The organism is Bacillus sp. GC_Bacil_1 (assembly GCF_026540675.1).
In the GTDB taxonomy this organism is placed as follows: domain Bacteria; phylum Bacillota; class Bacilli; order Bacillales; family Bacillaceae_G; genus Bacillus_A; species Bacillus_A cereus.
Window position 1 is genome coordinate 218,303 of record NZ_JALNUG010000008.1, and the last position, 17,503, is coordinate 235,805.

Sequence of the window (17,503 nt, forward strand, 5' to 3'; positions counted from 1 at the left end):
AAATTATTTTACTTAAGGGGAGCTAGGAGACGATATCTTAGCTCCTTTTTTAATAAATGGAGGCGTGTGTTATGGCCAACTTATTTAGGAAAAAATCAGTAAGGAAATTATTAGAAGATGGTGAAAGTAAGACTTTGACAAAAACATTGGGAGCATTTGATCTTACCATGCTAGGGATTGGTGCAATAATTGGTACAGGAGTACTTGTATTAACTGGATTAGTAGCCGCAAGAGATGCGGGTCCAGCAGTTATTTTTTCATTTATGATTGCTGCAATTGTTTGTGGGTTTGCAGCCCTATGTTATGCGGAAATCGCATCTGCTCTTCCAGTCTCTGGTAGTGTATACACCTATTCATATGCGACGATTGGTGAGTTTGTAGCCTACTTAATGGGATGGACTTTATTGTCTGTATATATAGTTACAACTGCCGCGGTAGCGGGTGGATGGACAGGCTATTTTCAAAACTTATTAAACGGGTTTGGGATTGAGATACCAAAATCACTTTTAACAATTCCAACACAAGGTGGAATCGTTAACTTACCAGCAGTAATCATTACTTTGTTATTAACTTGGTTATTATCAAAAGGAACGAAAGAAAGTAAGCGAGTGAATAACGCAATGGTATTAATAAAAATTGGTATTGTTGTTTTATTCATTTCAGTTGGTATATTTTACGTAAAACCAGAAAACTGGATCCCGTTTGCACCTTATGGTATAAGCGGAATCTTTGCCGGAGGAGCTGCAGTATTTTTTGCCTTTTTAGGATTTGATGCGTTAGCAACGTCTGCTGAAGAAGTAAAAAATCCACAACGTGATTTACCGATTGGTATTATTGCTTCGCTAGTTATTTGTACAATTATTTATGTTATAGTTTGCCTTGTTATGACTGGTATGGTTTCTTATAAGGAATTAGATGTACCAGAAGCAATGGCCTACGTATTAGAAGTTGTAGGACAAGATAAAGTAGCGGGTATAATCGCAATTGGAGCTGTAATTGGTATTATGGCTGTAATTTTCGCTTACATTTATGCAACAACACGTGTATTCTTTGCGATGAGTCGTGACGGTTTATTACCAAAATCGTTTGCGAAAATTAATAAGAAGACAGAAGCACCAGTATTCTCAACTTGGTTAACAGGTATTGGTAGTGCTTTAATTGCTGGATTTATCGATTTAAAAGAATTATCGAATTTAGCGAATATTGGAGCGTTATTAACATTTGCGATGGTTGGTGTGTCAGTTATTATTCTTCGTAAAACACATCCAAATTTAAAACGTGGTTTCATGGTACCACTGGTACCAATTTTACCGATTATTTCAATAACATGTTGCTTATTTTTAATGGTAAATCTACCTTTAAAAACCTGGGTTTATTTCGGCATTTGGTTATTTATAGGGATAATAGTATATTTTATGTATTCTAAAAGACATAGTCAATTAAACAAACTATAAATGAGATATATTAGAGACAAAAGTTATCACGACCTACATGTTTGAGCAAGTAGGATCCTTCTCTTTTGGGAAGTACCTTTTCTTTTTATAAAAAATTCAATTAAAAGAACTTGAAAGTTTATGTTATACGTAAAAAAGCGAATCTATTTTCAAAATAGATTCGCTTTTTTATCTCCTAATAACTTAAAAAATTAAACTGAAATAGAAAAAGGAATTAATTATTCGGATGATAGTAAATGTCTTAGTGATTTCAATGTATATATGACAAATCAATTTGTATTTATTTCCTTGATAGGATTTTACATAATATTAATTTTTTGTGAATTATTAATCTGAAAATAATTTGATTTAAAGTATTATTCATACGAAATGAATACCTTTATGTAATTTATTTGATTTATAAGATAGTTAAGAATACCAAATCAAAACATAAAAGCTCATTATTGATTGATATTTTATAAAGTTGTATTAATATGTGTCATAAAATAATATCAAAATATAATTATAAATAGAATAAGGGAGGACTATGTAAAAAAGTAATAAATACAAGTTCATGAACTGTTTTTGCACGTAAGTACATGCTAAAGAAACCAAAACTATTAAATTGATCAAGGAAATGAGAGGGAGATACTATGGGGAATAAATCAAAGTATAAAACCAAAAGAATACTAGTAGCTACTGCAACATTAACTATAATTGCTTCTGGAATGACTTCTTCATCAGATGTCTTTGCAGAGGAAACGCAGCAGCAAAAAAATTTATCGACATCACTGCAAAGTGAAAAATCAGTTAAATCAGAAAATAGAACATTTACAGTCCCAGGAAAAGGGGATGTTGAGGTACTGAAACAACAGGAAAGAAAAAGTATGGCATTTAGTCCATATGAACCAACTGGTTTATATGCAAAGCCAAATGAACAAATAACGATTAATGTGGAAGGTAATCAAGATATTCAGGTATATATTGGAACGTATTCGTATGATGCTTCTTGGAGAGAAGATTCAAAGATAAAATCATTTACATTAAAACCTGGTATAAACACAATCCAATCTCCAAATGGGGGGATGATTTATTTTTATAATAAACAACAAGGTGGTACCATTCGAACAACAATTACAACAGGCGGAACGACTACGCCTTTCTTTGAACTAGGAAAGCATACGAAACAAGATTTAATTAACATGCTGGACCAATATCCAAATGCACATGCAGTGGAGTTAAAAGGCGAACGTGTATTAATTACGGCCACCCCTGCACGTGTTAAGAAATATTTATTGGGTTCTAATACAGATCCTGTACAACTCTTAAAAAAGATGGATGAAGCTACTCGAATTCAAGACAAAGTAGCTGGATTATCTGAAGAACAAGTAGATAAACATTATGTTCATTACGTAGAGGAAAATCATTCTCCTGATTATTATATGTATGCAACTTCTTATCGAACAGCATATGTAGGAGATGCAATCCAATACGTGTTAGATATTAATAAATTCATAACAGATGGCTGGGGCCCTTGGCATGAGGCAGGACATTTGAGACAACAATCGCCCTGGAAGTTTTATAATATGACAGAAGTACAAAATAATATATACAGCCTTTCTGTAGAAAAAGCATTTAATCAACCATCCAACTTAGAGAAAAGTGGAATTTATCCAAAAGCATTTCAATATCTAGAGCAAGTGAATAAAAATTATGATGAAATTAGCGATGTTTTTGTAAAGCTTGTTATGCTTTGGCAACTACAGTTAGCGTATGGAGAGGATTTCTATCCTAAATTGCATCAATTGTATAGAGACATGCCTTCAAGTGAACTTCCACAAACTGATGAAAATAAAAAACAATTATTTATGATTTCAGCATCAAAAGTAGCCAAACAAAATTTGATTCCTTTCTTTGAGAAGTGGGGATTACGTCCAAATAACGATACCATTCAAAAAGTAGCTGCATTAGGATATCCAGTTTTAACAGCAGAGATTTGGAAGGGGACGGATTCTAATCCAATTAAACCAGATATGCCTAATGTAAATAATATTTTAGAAGGAAACCAGTTTGCATGGTCGCTGAAAGGGATTGGAGATTTTGAATTCGCAAAAGTAAATTTAAATAAATCAACAGAAGAAATGCAAATTGATTTAAAAGCAGGTGTACCACATAACTACTTTGATAGTACATATGCAAGTATTAAAGTGCAAAACACATCAGGTAAAGTGGTCTATAACAAAGAGATTTATGGAAACAAACAACAAAATGCTGAATCACAAAAAGTTTCGGTCAAGGTAGGAGACTATATAGAGTTAACACATCTAGAAGGTGTGCATAGAGCTACTCTCACAAATGTAGATAATAGTAAACAAGAGAGCTTTGGAAAAAAAGCCATATATGAAGTTACAAAAGAAGGTCTAAAGAAAGTAGAAAAAATGCCAGAAGCAACAATTTTAGATGGAAATCAATTTGCATGGTCATTAAAAGGATATAGTGATAGAGAAATTGCAAAAGTAAATTATGATAAAACAGTAGAAGAGATGAAGGTAAAACTAGAAGCAGGTGTACCCCATTCCTACTTTACTAGTACGTATGCGAGTATTAAGGTCCAGAATGCTTCTGGCAACGTTCTGTACAATAAGGAAATCGTGGGAAATAAACAACAAAATGCTGAAAGCCAAACTGTGCCCGTTAAAATAGGTGATTACATTGAACTTACTCATATAGAAGGGGAAGCAACAAAGGAAAAGACGAGAGCGACTTTAATTAACCTTGAAAATAACAAAAATGAAACCATTGGAAAGACAGCAAGATATCAAGTTACAAAAGAAGGCCTGAAGAAAGTAGAAAAAATGCCAGAAACAACAGTTTTAGATGGAAATCAATTTAACTGGTCTTTAAAGGGATATAATGATCGAGAAATCGCAAAAGTAGAGTATAACAAAGCAACAGAAAAAATGCAGATTAAATTAGAAGCGGGTATCCCCCATTCCTATTTTACTAGTACGTATGCAAGCATTAAAGTTCAAAACTCATCGGGCAATATATTGTACAATAAAGAAATTGTAGGAAATAGACAACAAAATGCTGAAAGCCAAACCGTTCCAGTTAAGGTAGGGGATTATATCGAGTTTACTCATATAGAGGGAGAAGCACAGAAGGAAAAGACCCGTGCCACACTTACTAATCTTGAGAATAGTAAACAGGAATTTGTAGGCAAGAAAAAAACATATCAAGTTACTCCTACAGGATTATTAATAAAATAGATAAAAAGGATGTCTAAAAAAATAGAATTTTTTTAGACATCCTTTTTTATTATTAAAAAACGCTAATTATTAATAGTGATATAGGATGAATTCTATAGCCCACTAACTATTATATATACTCAAAAAATCAAGTTATAGCTAATGTTCCAAGGATTGACACATCTATTCTTAGTTAATCATGTTATACTTTTCACAAATGAAATGCTACAATATCAAATCCTAGTTTTATGACATCCTTCTGTTGCCACAGTTTATAAAAGGTCAATTCCAATGGGATTGACTTTTTATAGTTGTAGCACAAAGTTATAAACGCCCATATTTATTATAAGATAAATGTTGCAATTTCACGTACCGTATTTGTGAATGTATATATAATTAAAATAAATATTATTCTATATGTAACTGTTAAATAGATAATATTCAACCTTCTCGTGATATTTTAAATTAAGGTTAAAAGAAAGGAACGTAAAATAAAGTAATTCGTTAATATATAAGGATATTAGTAATAATTTGTGGGAAATTGAAGAACTAAGGTATATGATTGTGAAAAAAATCACAAACATATACCTTAGTTCTTCAAAATTATTTCAAAAGGAGGTTATAAACAATGAAAAGAATTATAACACTGAGCACTTGTAAACTGCAAGATACTATAAAACATGGTGGGTGTGGTGCATGTCAGACATCTTGTCAGTCTGCTTGTAAAACCTCATGTGGAGTTGCAAATCAAAAGTGTGAAAATACAATAAATAGGAAACAAGAAGTATAGTATTCAATTATATTTTATTTAGGTGGCAATCTTTATGAAAAAGGAGTTTGGTTATCCAGTATGATTCATCAATATAAATTAAATGGATACAATATCGTGTTAGATACTTATAGCGGATCCGTACATGTCGTTGACAATCTTGCTTATGAAATAATTATGCTATATCAGAATACTCCTATGGAAGAAATCCTGTCAATAATGCAGGAAAAGTATAAATATGATTTCCACGTTTCCAAGAAGGAAATTCGAGAAACAATTGCGGATATTGAAGAACTAAAAAGAGATGGGAAGCTTTTTACCGAAGATGATTATAGGGACCTTTCAATTGATTTGATAAATCGTCCCACTTATGTAAAAGCTCTTTGCCTTAATGTCGCGCATACATGTAATCTGTCGTGTGAATACTGCTTTGCTAGCCAAGGAAAATACAATGGAAATAGAGCCATAATGAGTTTTGAAGTTGGAAAAAGAGCCATAGATTTTCTATTAGAAAACTCAGGTAATCATCGAAATCTCGATGTTGATTTTTTTGGTGGGGAGCCACTCATGGCGTGGAAAACTGTCAAACAGATTGTCGCCTATGCAAGAAATAAAGAAAAAGAGTACAAAAAAACTTTTCGTTTTACCTTTACTACAAATGGTATGCTGCTTAATGATGAAATTACTGAATTCTTAAATCAAGAAATGCACAATGTTGTATTAAGCCTTGATGGAAGAAAAAAAGTTCATGATTATCTTCGTAAAACTGTCAATGGGAAAGGTAGCTATAATCATATCATTCCAAAATTCCAGGAGTTTGTTGAGAAGCGTGGAGATAAAGAATACTATGTACGTGGAACCTATACCCATAATAATGTTGATTTTACCAATGATATTTATCACATCGCTGACTTAGGTTTTAACAAAATCTCAATGGAACCTGTTATCTGTAATCCCCAAGAACCATATGCGCTCTGTGAAGAAGACCTGCTGGAAATTTACAATCAGTATGAAATTCTCTCGAAAGAAATGCTAAACCGTGAGGAAAAAGGAAATGGTTTTACATTTTATCATTACATGCTCGACCTTTCAGAAGGTCCGTGCGTTCAAAAGAGAATTTCTGGTTGCGGTTCAGGGACTGAATATCTAGCTATTACCCCGTGGGGGGAGATATTTCCTTGTCATCAGTTTGTGGGAGAAGAAGAATATAGTATGGGGAATATATGGGATGGCATTATAAAAGCAGAGATACAGTCTCAGTTTAAGGAAAGTAATTGCTATTCAAAACCGGAATGTCAGGAATGTTGGGCACAGCTTTACTGTAGTGGCGGTTGTCCAGCTAATACAATACATGCAACGGGTTCTCTTAAGGGAACACATGAGTTCAGCTGTAAAATCTTCCGAAAGAGAATAGAATGTTCTATGATGGTTAAAGTAGCTCAATCCATTAGAGCTATGAAGAAGGAAGAACAAGGCATGGTTCAGTAAATAAAAAAGTGCACAAGTGTTGTTATAGCATAAATTTATAAAGATAGTTACAAACAAGAATTCTTTAGTCCAATTTAGAATAAATGAGTTTAAAAGAAGATAGCCATTTGTAATGGCTATCTTCTTTTGTAAAAAATATATAATTTATTCAATTATTTTTTCGATAACAGGCATAACAGCGATTGGTGGAATAGAGTGAGTCCATCCTACGGAAAATATATTTAGTTTTTCACCTACGCTATAGTTATCCTTGCTAGTAATAGGAACACGTAAAATTTTATTCTGAGAAGTTAATTCCCACCAATTATTTTGATAAGAAAGTGCCTCCTCTTTTGTATTAGTGTCAGCTACAACTAAATAATTATCATCTGCTGAAATAACATATCCAGTAAAAGGTATCTGTATTCTTACTTGTTCTTCCTTAATAGGAGTAGGATTACTTATAGAATCTGCGGAAGTAGGAGTTAATCCGAAAACTAATCCACATCCTAGCGTCAGAGTGGTAACCACTGTTACTAATTTTTGTTTTTTTGAAAACATAATATAAATCCCCCTTATATTTTATCCGTACACCATCACCTTTCTATTTTTTATATAGAAAGCCTTTTTTATATCCCTAAATTTAACAATTATGTCACAAATAATCCATTGTTTTTTCAAATGGGTATTATTTAAAGATAATATATGTTATAATTCACCAAATTAACTATTAATTTTACCTCTATCTTCTAGTGAATATATATTTTTGAAAAGAATGATAGCGCTATCTTTTGTAAATGTTCCTATTTGCATGATTACCTAATTTTTATGTACAATAAAGAAAAGAGAGTTTCTTAGACAGGAAGAGGAAAGTCATGACCAAGTCATTAGTAAATTTACGAATTGATTTTGCTTTTAAGCAATTATTTGGGACAAGTGGTAGTGAGGATATTCTTATCACATTTTTAAATGCTATGCTAAAGAATTCATTAGAATCACCTATTATGTCACTACAATTAGAGGATCCACATTTACATCGAGAACACGAGGATGATAAATTATCAATTTTAGATGTCTCAGCCACATTAGACACAGGTACTAAAGTAAACGTAGAAATTCAGCTGAATAATAATCACGACATGATTAAACGAAGTTTGTATTACTGGGGTAAATTATATACTTCACAGTTACAAAAAGGGATGCCTTACAGCTCTCTTAGTAAAACAATTACTATTAATTTGTTAAACTTCGTACTTTTTCCCGAATATGAGGAATTTCATACAACGGGAAAGCTATGGAATGTACAACAGCAAAAGCAGTTTAGTGATGATATAGAGATTCATGTTATAGAGCTTCCTAAACTAATGGAACAATGGCGGGAAGAGAAAGTTAATCCGTGGGAAGATTCATTTGTTCGTTGGCTGTTATTACTTCCGGCAAATGAAGATGAACACTTAACTCAAACATTGGAGGACATTGCGATGAATCAAGATCCGATTTTACAAAAAGCAATGAATAAGTGGGAGCGAATGAGTCAAGATTCGACATTCCGACAAGCCTATGAAGCGAGGGAAAAAACCCTAATGGATGAAGCTGCAAAGTTTGCTCACGCAGAGGAGCAAGGAATCAAAAAAGGTATTGAAAAGGGTATTGAAGAAGGCAAAAAAGCCGAACGTATACAATTGGTATGTGGTATGTATAAAAACGGAATGTCTGTAGAGGATATTGCCAAATTTACGAAGTTACCTATAGAAGAAATAAGAGAAATTATCCAATTATAAATAAAAAAGAACACCTACAGCATTTGTAGGTGTTCTTTTTTATGACCAATAATGTCCGGAGTATAATTATTAGTTGATGTATCGTCAGGAAAATAAGAATTTACAACATTAAATATCTTTTAAAAAACTTACATGGATTCTACCTTAAATACATGCTCTATATTCCATCATAATATTGTTAATAATTGTTTGGACGGGCAATATCTCTTTGACTTCATTTACTCGTGCACCTGCGAAAACAAGACCATTTTCACAATCACCATCCATAGAGGTTATCAAAGAATCTAGCGTGCAGAAACGATAAGAACAGTTTTTTAAGCAATTTATACACTTTTTTATTTTTATCTTTTTATTATTATCAGCTATTAATTTAGTAAAGTTATTTTTAACCGCACGACCTTGGAGCCCGACAGTTGTTTTGACTAATATGGTATCTTCTAATCGAGCATTTATATATTTTTCCTTAAAGGATAGTGGTGCGTCACACTCATTACTTGCAACGAATCTTGTACCCATTTGCACACCAGATGCACCCATTTTTAAGGCACGAGCAATATCTTTCCCAGTCATAATTCCTCCAGCAGCAATTACGGGAATTTTGACTGCTGCAACTACTTCCGGTAATATATCGAATAAAGGTCGATCGGTACCCAGATGTCCTCCTGCTTCATGCCCCTCTACTACAACAGCGGCCGCACCCAAGCGTTCAGATAATCTAGCGAGTTTGGCTGAGGATACTATTGAAATAACTGGTATGCCGGCATTTTTCCCCCAAGTATACATATCTCGTGAAATGCCAGCACCAGATATGATGAAATCAACTTTTTCCTCAATGGCTGCTTTCATTTTTTCAGCAAAATCATTCATTGCAAAAAGGACATTTACTCCAATATAACCAGTATTCCGAATCTTTTCTTTCGCCTTCCTAATATGCATTCTCATTTCATCTATGGAAATACCAGTTCCTGATATAATCCCAATTCCTCCAGCATTTGCAACTGCAGATGCAAGTTTACTTAATGAAATGCCTACGCCCATTCCTCCCTGTAGAATTGGGACCTTTGGCATCATATGCCCGATTTTTAATTGTGGAAAGTTCAAGTAAATACCCCATTTCATTAATGTTATTAGAGTAGATCTGTTAAACCCCTTCAGTTTAACACGGTGTTTGGAACAAACACAGGAAATTAATACCTGCTACTAGTAGTTTGTGATGTTTTTTGATGATTTTCACAAAATGTTCGAATAGTGCGCTATAAATTTTAGAATAATATCAAATGTATATTAAGGATTCTGGATAAAAAACAACGAAATTTAGATTTTCTAACAAAAAATGTTATTAAAAAATTGATTTGTCAAAAATGAAGTGGGATGTAATCATTAATTATTTTAAGCGGGGATATGAACAGAGCTAAATAGAAGTTTATATGCTTTTTAATAAAAGTAATTTTTGTATTATAAGTGTTAAATAATCAATAGTTGTAAAGGAAAAAATCTATGTTTTTAGTAATCTACACGATTGGATTAGAGACAATTAGATGTGTAGTACATTCTAGAAGTTTTAAATATCAATATTCCAAAAATCTTGATAATCAATATGCTTATCAAATTTTTTTAGTATTCTAATGATTTTAGTTGCAGATGTTAAAGTGGGAATACGATCCTTTTTATTTGCTAAATCACTTATCAGAGATTTACTTAATCCAGTTCTTTGTACAAGCCATTGTTGTTTGATTCCTCTGTGATCTAAATACTCACCAAATGAAGTTCTTTTTTTTCCTAGACCAAACATAAAGAATCCCTCCTAATTAAGAATGATGTATAAATAGCTTGTACAAAATTCCATAAATTTAAACTTTTGTCCATAAATATGGAATTATAATTTAGAACAAAGCATAGAATAATATAAATATAATGAAAAAATATGGAATAATTTTGAGGAATCTAGCATTCATAGTAATAGCTACAAGTTGCTGATACACTATCCTAATGGCAACTTGTTGCAAAGGGTATTACTAAAATAAAAAAATCTGAAACTCCTTACGTCAGAAGGATTTTCAGATTTTTTCTTTTTTAGATCTTTAATTTATAGATACGTATTTTATAGATTATTATGCATAATATGGCGAATGAGTAGAATGGATTATCTGCTTATATAGCTTGATTGACCTTGTCACTAAGCATATAAATCTGTTTTAGATATGATGAAAGGAAATACTGACAAAAAATGTGAAATCTGAAATCAGTCATATCTGGTCCAGTATACTCACCACTTTCTACCCAGCTGTTAAGTTATCAGTTTGTAGTGAAAAAAGTACAGTCGGCCAGTTTGTGTATCAAAAAATATTTCTATCCCGTCTACAAATGATTCATTAATATACAATTCAGGTATCATACTTATATTATAAAAACTATGAATACTTTTTTGTTTCATAAATTCTCTTCCGTTAATACACTTGCAAGTGTATTATTTTGGATCTTTATGTGTCAAATGAATAATGTTTTTATCTGAATTTTCTTCACCATATTATGTTTGGGTTGCCATACCCAACATAATATGAAAAATCTCAATCTCATTTTTATAGGATGAAATAAGATTGAGACTCTTTTGTTGTTTATTTGCTGGATAATGGAATGGTAACTAAAAATTCTACGCCTTGTTTGGTATTATTTATAGAATATGTGATAAAAAGGGACTCGAAAATTTGTTTTACAATATATAAACCTAAGCCACTCCCTCCCGTATTTCGATTTCTTGACTTTTCGATTCGATAAAATGGTTTGAAAATATGTTGTATATCTTCTTCTTTTATTTTGACACCTGTATTGATAACTCGCATTTGGACGTTGTTTTGTTTAGAATCCTTTGTTAACTTTATATAGACTTTTTCGTTATACGGTGAATACATAATCGCATTATGAATGATGTTTTTACATGCTTTTTCTAAAAGAACATAATCCGTATAAACAAAAATATCAGAATCGACTTCTTTTATTATTTGAATGCCTTTTTGAGAAGCAAAAAATTCGAGTTTTTTGGCAATTGTATCTATTGATCTCGAAAGATTTACTTCTTCCACTTGAAGTTTAAAGGTATGTTGTTCTAATTTTGACATGCTTAAAATTTCGCGAACCAGTTGTTCCAGACTTTCAATTATTTGATAATTTTTCTTTAAATACTGGTCACGATTTTGATAAGGGCCGATATTATATATCATCCCTTCTAAGTATCCTTTCATAACAGTAAGAGGAGTTTTTAATTCATGTGCTACAATAGCAAAGAATTCCCTTCGCTTTGTTTCTATTTCTCTTTCTTTTTCAATATCACTTTTTAATTGCTGATTCGCTTTTTGTAAATCAAAAATTGCCTGTTGTAAATTTATAGACATATCATTCAAGCTATTGGACAATTCCCCTAATTCATCCATAGAACGAACTTCAATTTTTTCGGAGAAATCCAATTTTGCCATCTTTTGTGCACCTTTATTAATATAAATAAGTGGTTTAGTAATAAACCTTGAATAGAGATAAGCACTTCCTAAACCAATAACCAGTACAATGATACTAATATAGGGTAGAAAACGTACTAAGACCTGTGAAGCTTCATCAATCGGCTGAAATGTTGCGAACACCACAAGCGTTAAGTTAACATCTTGGAATTGTATTGGCTTGCTAACCTCATATGAATTACGAGGATTATCTAAACTCCTTGCTGGTACTGTTTTAACAAAACCTTTTGCTTGAGTACCGCCTTGAATAGTACCCTCTTGAATAGTACTTTGAAGAAAAGCAATAGAAGGAGAATAAATAAGTCTTCCCTCATTATTTTGAAGGTAGATCACCGCATTATTTTTTTGTGCGTATTCATCAACAAGTGGTATTGCATTTTGAAGCGTAAGATCTTTAGATTTATCAATTATTTCTTCGATTCCCGTTTGAAGCTGATCTGTTTTGTATTGCTCATAAAATTTAGGGAGAAAGAAGTATAAAGTTACATAAATCAAGGTTGCAAAGGCTAACAAAATGAGGGATGTAGTCATAAAGAGTTTATAGGTAATTCTCTTCATCTTCATGATTTTTACAATCTTATTCATCAATTTTATAACCAATGCCCTTTACTGTTTTAATATAGGGTATATCTAATTTTTTTCGTATGTTTTTCATATGCGTATCAATCATTCGTGTGTCCCCGGCATACTCATATCCCCAAATTTTTTCTACGATATTATCTCTTGTGAGTACCTTTTTTTCATTTTGAAGTAGTAGTTGCAAAATTTCAAATTCTTTTGTCGTTAAGGGAACTTCAACTTTATTTACATATACTTTATATGCATCGCCATCGACATGTAGTTCTCTAAATACAAAATGATTATCGGTACTTTGATTATTACTTCTTCTCAGTACTGCTTCGACTCGTCTCATCAAAACATGGAAAGAAAAAGGTTTCGTAATATAATCATCGATTCCAAGATCAAATCCTTTCATTTGATCTTGTTCTTCTTCTAGCGCAGTTAGCATAATAATTGGTATATTTGACTGACTTCGAATCATTTTGGCAACTTCAAATCCATTCAGGTTTGGCATCATCACATCTAGAAGAATTAAATCGAAGGACTGCTTATTAAATTGTTTCATGCCCTCTAATCCATCTGATGCAACTATAACTTTATACTGTTGTGTCATTAAAAATTGTTTGATTAATTCTTGTATTTCTTGATCATCTTCTACCACCAGAATGTGATAGTTCTTCATAATATCACCTCTTGTAGTCATTATAACCTTCCAAACTGGAGTTGATGTGGAGACGTATTAGAAATACTATAAAAACTTCATAAGAAAACTACATGTATTTCAAATTAGCTCCAGATGCATGAGATAGTTTATATACATAGCAAGACAGAGGGAGGTAATCAAGATGTCACTAGAAGCAAACATCATTCTTTCTTTATTAGATGTACAACTGTGGATGGCCCCTCTTTCGAATAATAGACGCATAAAAGAGAAAAAACAAAAATTGAAACCAGCACCGGGCTTAAACAAATACACAAGTGTAAATAAAAGAAAACTATATAAGTCTAGTGAACAAAAATAGGGAGGATTAAATTGATTCTCTCTATTTTTGTATTCCATAATTAGGTACTGAAAATCTTTACTATAACTCTAGATTAGCTCCATATAGAATACAGATTAAGTTTGTATGATACATGTACCAAATAGAAAGGAATGATACATGATGTTGACGACTTACACAATCTATCAAATTTTATCCCTTCCTTCTTATTTACACACAAACCTATTACCATCCATTCTCACGAGAATGCTAGAATCTAAGTTTATAACAAAAGAATAAATAAGCTAATGGATGTTTATTGTCCCTTGTTTCCACTTTTTGCAAAACACCTGTATAAACACGTATCCTACTTTGTACATTGAATACTCTATTTGTTGAGAGCCGAATAGGCTCTTTTTTTAGAGACAAGCTCGAAGTGGGTTTGAATATCGTCATACATATATTCATAGGAAATTTCAAATATAATGTTACCCCTACGAAAAAACAGTTGATTTATGTTTAAACATGCCTAAAGGTGAAATTTTCTTTTTTTGAAATGGTGATTCTTAAATATTACATTCATACATCGTATTTCAAATATTAAGATAAAAAAATTCAATTGTAAATTAAAGGAGAAAGGGATGTTCACAATGGGACACGATGATACAAATCAAACAGAAAGCAATAGGAATAAAGTCTATAAAAAAACAGGGTATTTTTTCACAGGAATAATTAGTGCAGTGATTGGTGCAATTACCATTGGATTGACCACTCCTTATATAAATGAAATCAAAGGAAGTGCAGGTCAATCTTCTAAGCATAACGAAGTAAATCAGGCTACGCCAATCTCTTACAAACCAGAAGATGTGAGCAATCCTCAAAATATGATTGAATCTGCAAAAGAAGTTGTCGTAGGTGTCATTAACTATAAACAAAATGCAGGTTCATTTAATACGCAAAATCAATCAGAAGAAGCTGGTTCGGGATCAGGGGTCATATATAAAAAAAACGGCAATAAGGCTTTCATTGTTACAAATAATCATGTGATAGACGGTGCGAATAAAGTAGAAGTGAAATTGAATAATGGTAAAAAGGTTCAAGCTAAAGTAGTAGGGACTGATCCATTATTAGATTTAGCAGTATTAGAAATTGACGGGGCAGATGTAAAAAGAGTCGCAACACTTGGAGACTCAGAAAAAATTCATACAGGGGAAACGGTAATAGCTATTGGGAATCCATTGGGGTTAGAAGGTAGTGTAACAAAGGGGATTATTAGTAGTAAGGAACGAGAAATACCTGTTAGTACTCTTGGAGATCAACAAGTTGATTGGCAAGCACAGGTAATTCAAACAGATGCAGCTATTAATCCTGGGAATAGTGGAGGAGCTTTGTTTAATGAACAGGGTGAAGTCATTGGAATTAATTCAAGTAAAATTGCACAACAAGCTGTTGAAGGAATTGGATTTGCAATTCCAATTCATATAGCCAAAACGATCCTAGAGTCTCTTGAGAAAGATGGAACAGTTAAACGTCCGATGATGGGTGTACAGTTATTAGATGTGGAGAAAATGACAGATTCTGCACGCAATCAATTAAAATTACCAAAAGAGATATCAAATGGTGCAGTATTGAGGAATATCTCATACCAATCACCAGCAGAAAAAGGTGGATTGCAACAATATGATGTTGTGATTGCATTAGATGGACAAAAAATAGAAAATGTCGTTCAATTCCGAAAATATTTATATAAAAAGAAAAAATTGGGGGATACAATTAAAGTAACAGTTTATCGAAATGGTGAAAAACTAATAAAAAACGTGAAATTAGCGGATTAAACAAGTGCCGCTTAAAAATATAGCCACCTTTCGGTGGTTTTTTTATATGTGCTTTTTGTGTGGGTACTAGATATATCAGAGGTGGTAAACGTCATGAAGCAAAAAGAATGTCTACATTGGTATTCCATGGAGGAGGCTAATTTTTCTAGCGATAGTATCTCATCTTGTACTGTAGGGGTCATAAATAAAGGGAGTTATCCCGTGTTTGTATTCCTTCCTCAAGTTAATTGGTTGGTGACTAATATTTTATACCTATTATTATTCCGTTTGTCCTCATTCCACATTAAATGGACTGACTCTTTACCAATGTTCAAAATCAATTACATATTTTAATTTGTGTTCCAGCTTTTCTTGACTATATTAACGAATCACTACATATGCACTCCAGATAAGCCCTAATATCTTTAGATAATCTACTGAATATCTTCATATAAACTCCAGATAGTGTATTTAGAATAACAACTATCAAGGAGGTTAGGAAAAATGAATTTTATAAAACGTGCAATTCTCAGTATGAAAAAAAGAATAGGAACATCATTAATTTTGATGGCGGTCTTTCTGATTGTTACAAACTTAGTGCTGGCAGGATTTGCAATCCAAAATGCATCAAAAAAAGCTGCGGATGCAGCAAGAAAAAAATTAGGTGCAGATGTCACTTTAGGTCTTGATTTTGATAAATTAGGTCAACAAGCTAGGGAAACTGGAGAGATGCCTAAACCACCAAAGCTTAACACAAAAGAAGCAGATCAATTAGCTAAGTCCAAGTATGTAAAAGATTATAATTACATAACCAATACTTTCGGAATTTCGGATGGATTTAAACTAGTAGGTGCCTCAGAAGGAGAAGACGAAGGAAAAGGTCGAGTTGGAATGGTGGCAGCAGCGGGTGGATCAGGTTCGGGCTCAGAAATAGATATGAATTCTTCTCTTTTAATAGAAGGAGTTCGTAAAACTGTATTACAAGAAACTTTTAAAAATGGAAAAAGTAAAATCATTGATGGGAAACCAATTACAGAAAAGATGAAAGATCAGAATGTAACTTTAATGGAAAAACGATTAGCGGAACAAAACAATTTGAAAGTAGGAGATAAGATTAAAATTCAATCAGGGGATAAGAAGCAAACTCTTGAATTTGAAATTATTGGTATTTATGAAACGAATGAGCAACCAATGGGTCAGCATGCTCCTCCTATGATGGATCCAGCTAATAAGCTATATATGCCTTACTCTACTTTAAAAAAATTAGAAACCGATGACGGTATGGGTAACAGTATTCAAGCCGTGTACTTCTTGAACGATCCACAATACATTGATGGATTTAAAAAAGAAGCAAAAAAATCTGATATTGATTTTAATTATTTTAAGTTAGATGCACATGATTCATTGTACAAACAAATGATTGGTCCTATCGAAAATATCGCTTCTACTTCTCAAATGATTATCTATATGGTATCTATTGCAGGTGCAATTATCTTAGGATTAATTATTATGTTATCGATTAAAGCACGTCGTAAGGAAATGGGAATTTTATTGTCCATTGGAGAGAAAAAATGGAAACTGATGGCGCAGTTCGTAGTAGAAGTAGTATGTATCGCTATTTTAGCATTTGGATTATCTCTAACAACAGGAGCTAAAGTTTCTCAATTCGTAGGGGATAATTTACTTTCGAGTGAAGTTGCTACAGCAGGCGAAGAAACAGACACTTCACAAAATGGAACTGTAATGGTGGCTGGACCAGGTGGAACTGTACAAAATCAAAAAGAGGATCCAATAGATAAAATTAATGTAAGTGTAACAGGAGAAGACGTAGGGAAAATGGGTGGGATTGGACTAGCTATTGCTATATTAGCAACTATTTTGCCAGCATTATCTATTCTACGCTTAAATCCAAAACAAATCCTTTTAAAAGATGAATAAGGA

The 17,503-nt window shown here is 32.6% G+C and carries 13 protein-coding genes; 8 read left to right on the forward strand and 5 right to left on the reverse strand.

All coding sequences use genetic code 11. The annotated features are described in order from the left end of the window. The first annotated feature begins 71 nt into the window (after positions 1–71). The 4 genes from OXT04_RS14685 (at position 72) to scfB (ending at position 6,938) form a co-directional block, all read left to right on the forward strand. The gene (locus OXT04_RS14685; protein WP_061660510.1) at positions 72–1,454 is read left to right on the forward strand and encodes an amino acid permease; all 1,383 of its coding nucleotides are present in this window, start codon (positions 72–74) and stop codon (positions 1,452–1,454) included. 632 nt (positions 1,455–2,086) lie between these two features. Beyond that, positions 2,087–4,702 (forward strand): putative mucin/carbohydrate-binding domain-containing protein, encoded by a 2,616-nt coding sequence (locus OXT04_RS14690; protein ID WP_267415598.1) that lies wholly within the window; start codon positions 2,087–2,089, stop codon positions 4,700–4,702. 607 nt (positions 4,703–5,309) lie between these two features. After that, complete coding sequence (gene scfA, locus OXT04_RS14695; protein ID WP_000821353.1) at positions 5,310–5,471, forward strand: six-cysteine ranthipeptide SCIFF; 162 nt, start codon at positions 5,310–5,312, stop codon at positions 5,469–5,471. Between the two features lie 60 nt (positions 5,472–5,531). Continuing rightward, positions 5,532–6,938, forward strand: a complete 1,407-nt coding sequence (scfB, locus tag OXT04_RS14700) for a thioether cross-link-forming SCIFF peptide maturase (protein ID WP_267415599.1) — start codon at positions 5,532–5,534, stop codon at positions 6,936–6,938. A gap of 144 nt (positions 6,939–7,082) precedes the next feature. Here the strand turns inward: scfB and OXT04_RS14705 are convergent, their stop codons facing one another. Then, entirely contained in the window at positions 7,083–7,478 is a 396-nt protein-coding gene (locus tag OXT04_RS14705; RefSeq protein WP_267415600.1) for a DUF3221 domain-containing protein, read from the reverse strand. Between the two features lie 314 nt (positions 7,479–7,792). Here OXT04_RS14705 and OXT04_RS14710 point away from each other — a divergent pair, with 314 nt between their 5' ends. After that, complete coding sequence (locus OXT04_RS14710; RefSeq protein ID WP_000167466.1) at positions 7,793–8,698, forward strand: Rpn family recombination-promoting nuclease/putative transposase; 906 nt, start codon at positions 7,793–7,795, stop codon at positions 8,696–8,698. 144 nt (positions 8,699–8,842) lie between these two features. On the opposite strand, the gene OXT04_RS14715 is transcribed toward OXT04_RS14710, so the two are convergent. The 4 genes from OXT04_RS14715 to OXT04_RS14730 all read right to left on the reverse strand — a co-directional run bounded on the left by OXT04_RS14715 (position 8,843) and on the right by OXT04_RS14730 (position 13,450). Beyond that, a complete protein-coding gene (locus OXT04_RS14715) occupies positions 8,843–9,817 on the reverse strand; it encodes an NAD(P)H-dependent flavin oxidoreductase (RefSeq protein WP_029443194.1) in 975 nt (324 codons plus the stop codon). A gap of 442 nt (positions 9,818–10,259) precedes the next feature. Then, the gene (locus tag OXT04_RS14720; protein WP_000467338.1) at positions 10,260–10,490 is read right to left on the reverse strand and encodes a helix-turn-helix domain-containing protein; all 231 of its coding nucleotides are present in this window, start codon (positions 10,488–10,490) and stop codon (positions 10,260–10,262) included. 823 nt (positions 10,491–11,313) lie between these two features. Beyond that, the gene (locus OXT04_RS14725; protein WP_042969066.1) at positions 11,314–12,771 is read right to left on the reverse strand and encodes a sensor histidine kinase; all 1,458 of its coding nucleotides are present in this window, start codon (positions 12,769–12,771) and stop codon (positions 11,314–11,316) included. A 13-nt stretch (positions 12,772–12,784) separates the two neighbouring features. Then, positions 12,785–13,450, reverse strand: coding sequence for a response regulator transcription factor (locus OXT04_RS14730; protein WP_000800734.1), 666 nt, complete (start codon positions 13,448–13,450; stop codon positions 12,785–12,787). Between the two features lie 163 nt (positions 13,451–13,613). Between OXT04_RS14730 and OXT04_RS14735 the strand changes: the two genes are divergently transcribed. The 3 genes from OXT04_RS14735 (at position 13,614) to OXT04_RS14745 (ending at position 17,500) form a co-directional block, all read left to right on the forward strand. Beyond that, entirely contained in the window at positions 13,614–13,790 is a 177-nt protein-coding gene (locus OXT04_RS14735) for a hypothetical protein (protein WP_176520577.1), read from the forward strand. A gap of 599 nt (positions 13,791–14,389) precedes the next feature. Then, positions 14,390–15,583: a S1C family serine protease gene (locus OXT04_RS14740; RefSeq protein ID WP_097961982.1), complete on the forward strand. Its 1,194-nt coding sequence runs from the start codon at positions 14,390–14,392 to the stop codon at positions 15,581–15,583. 483 nt (positions 15,584–16,066) lie between these two features. Further along, positions 16,067–17,500, forward strand: coding sequence for an ABC transporter permease (locus OXT04_RS14745; protein ID WP_029443197.1), 1,434 nt, complete (start codon positions 16,067–16,069; stop codon positions 17,498–17,500). Positions 17,501–17,503 lie beyond the last annotated feature (3 nt).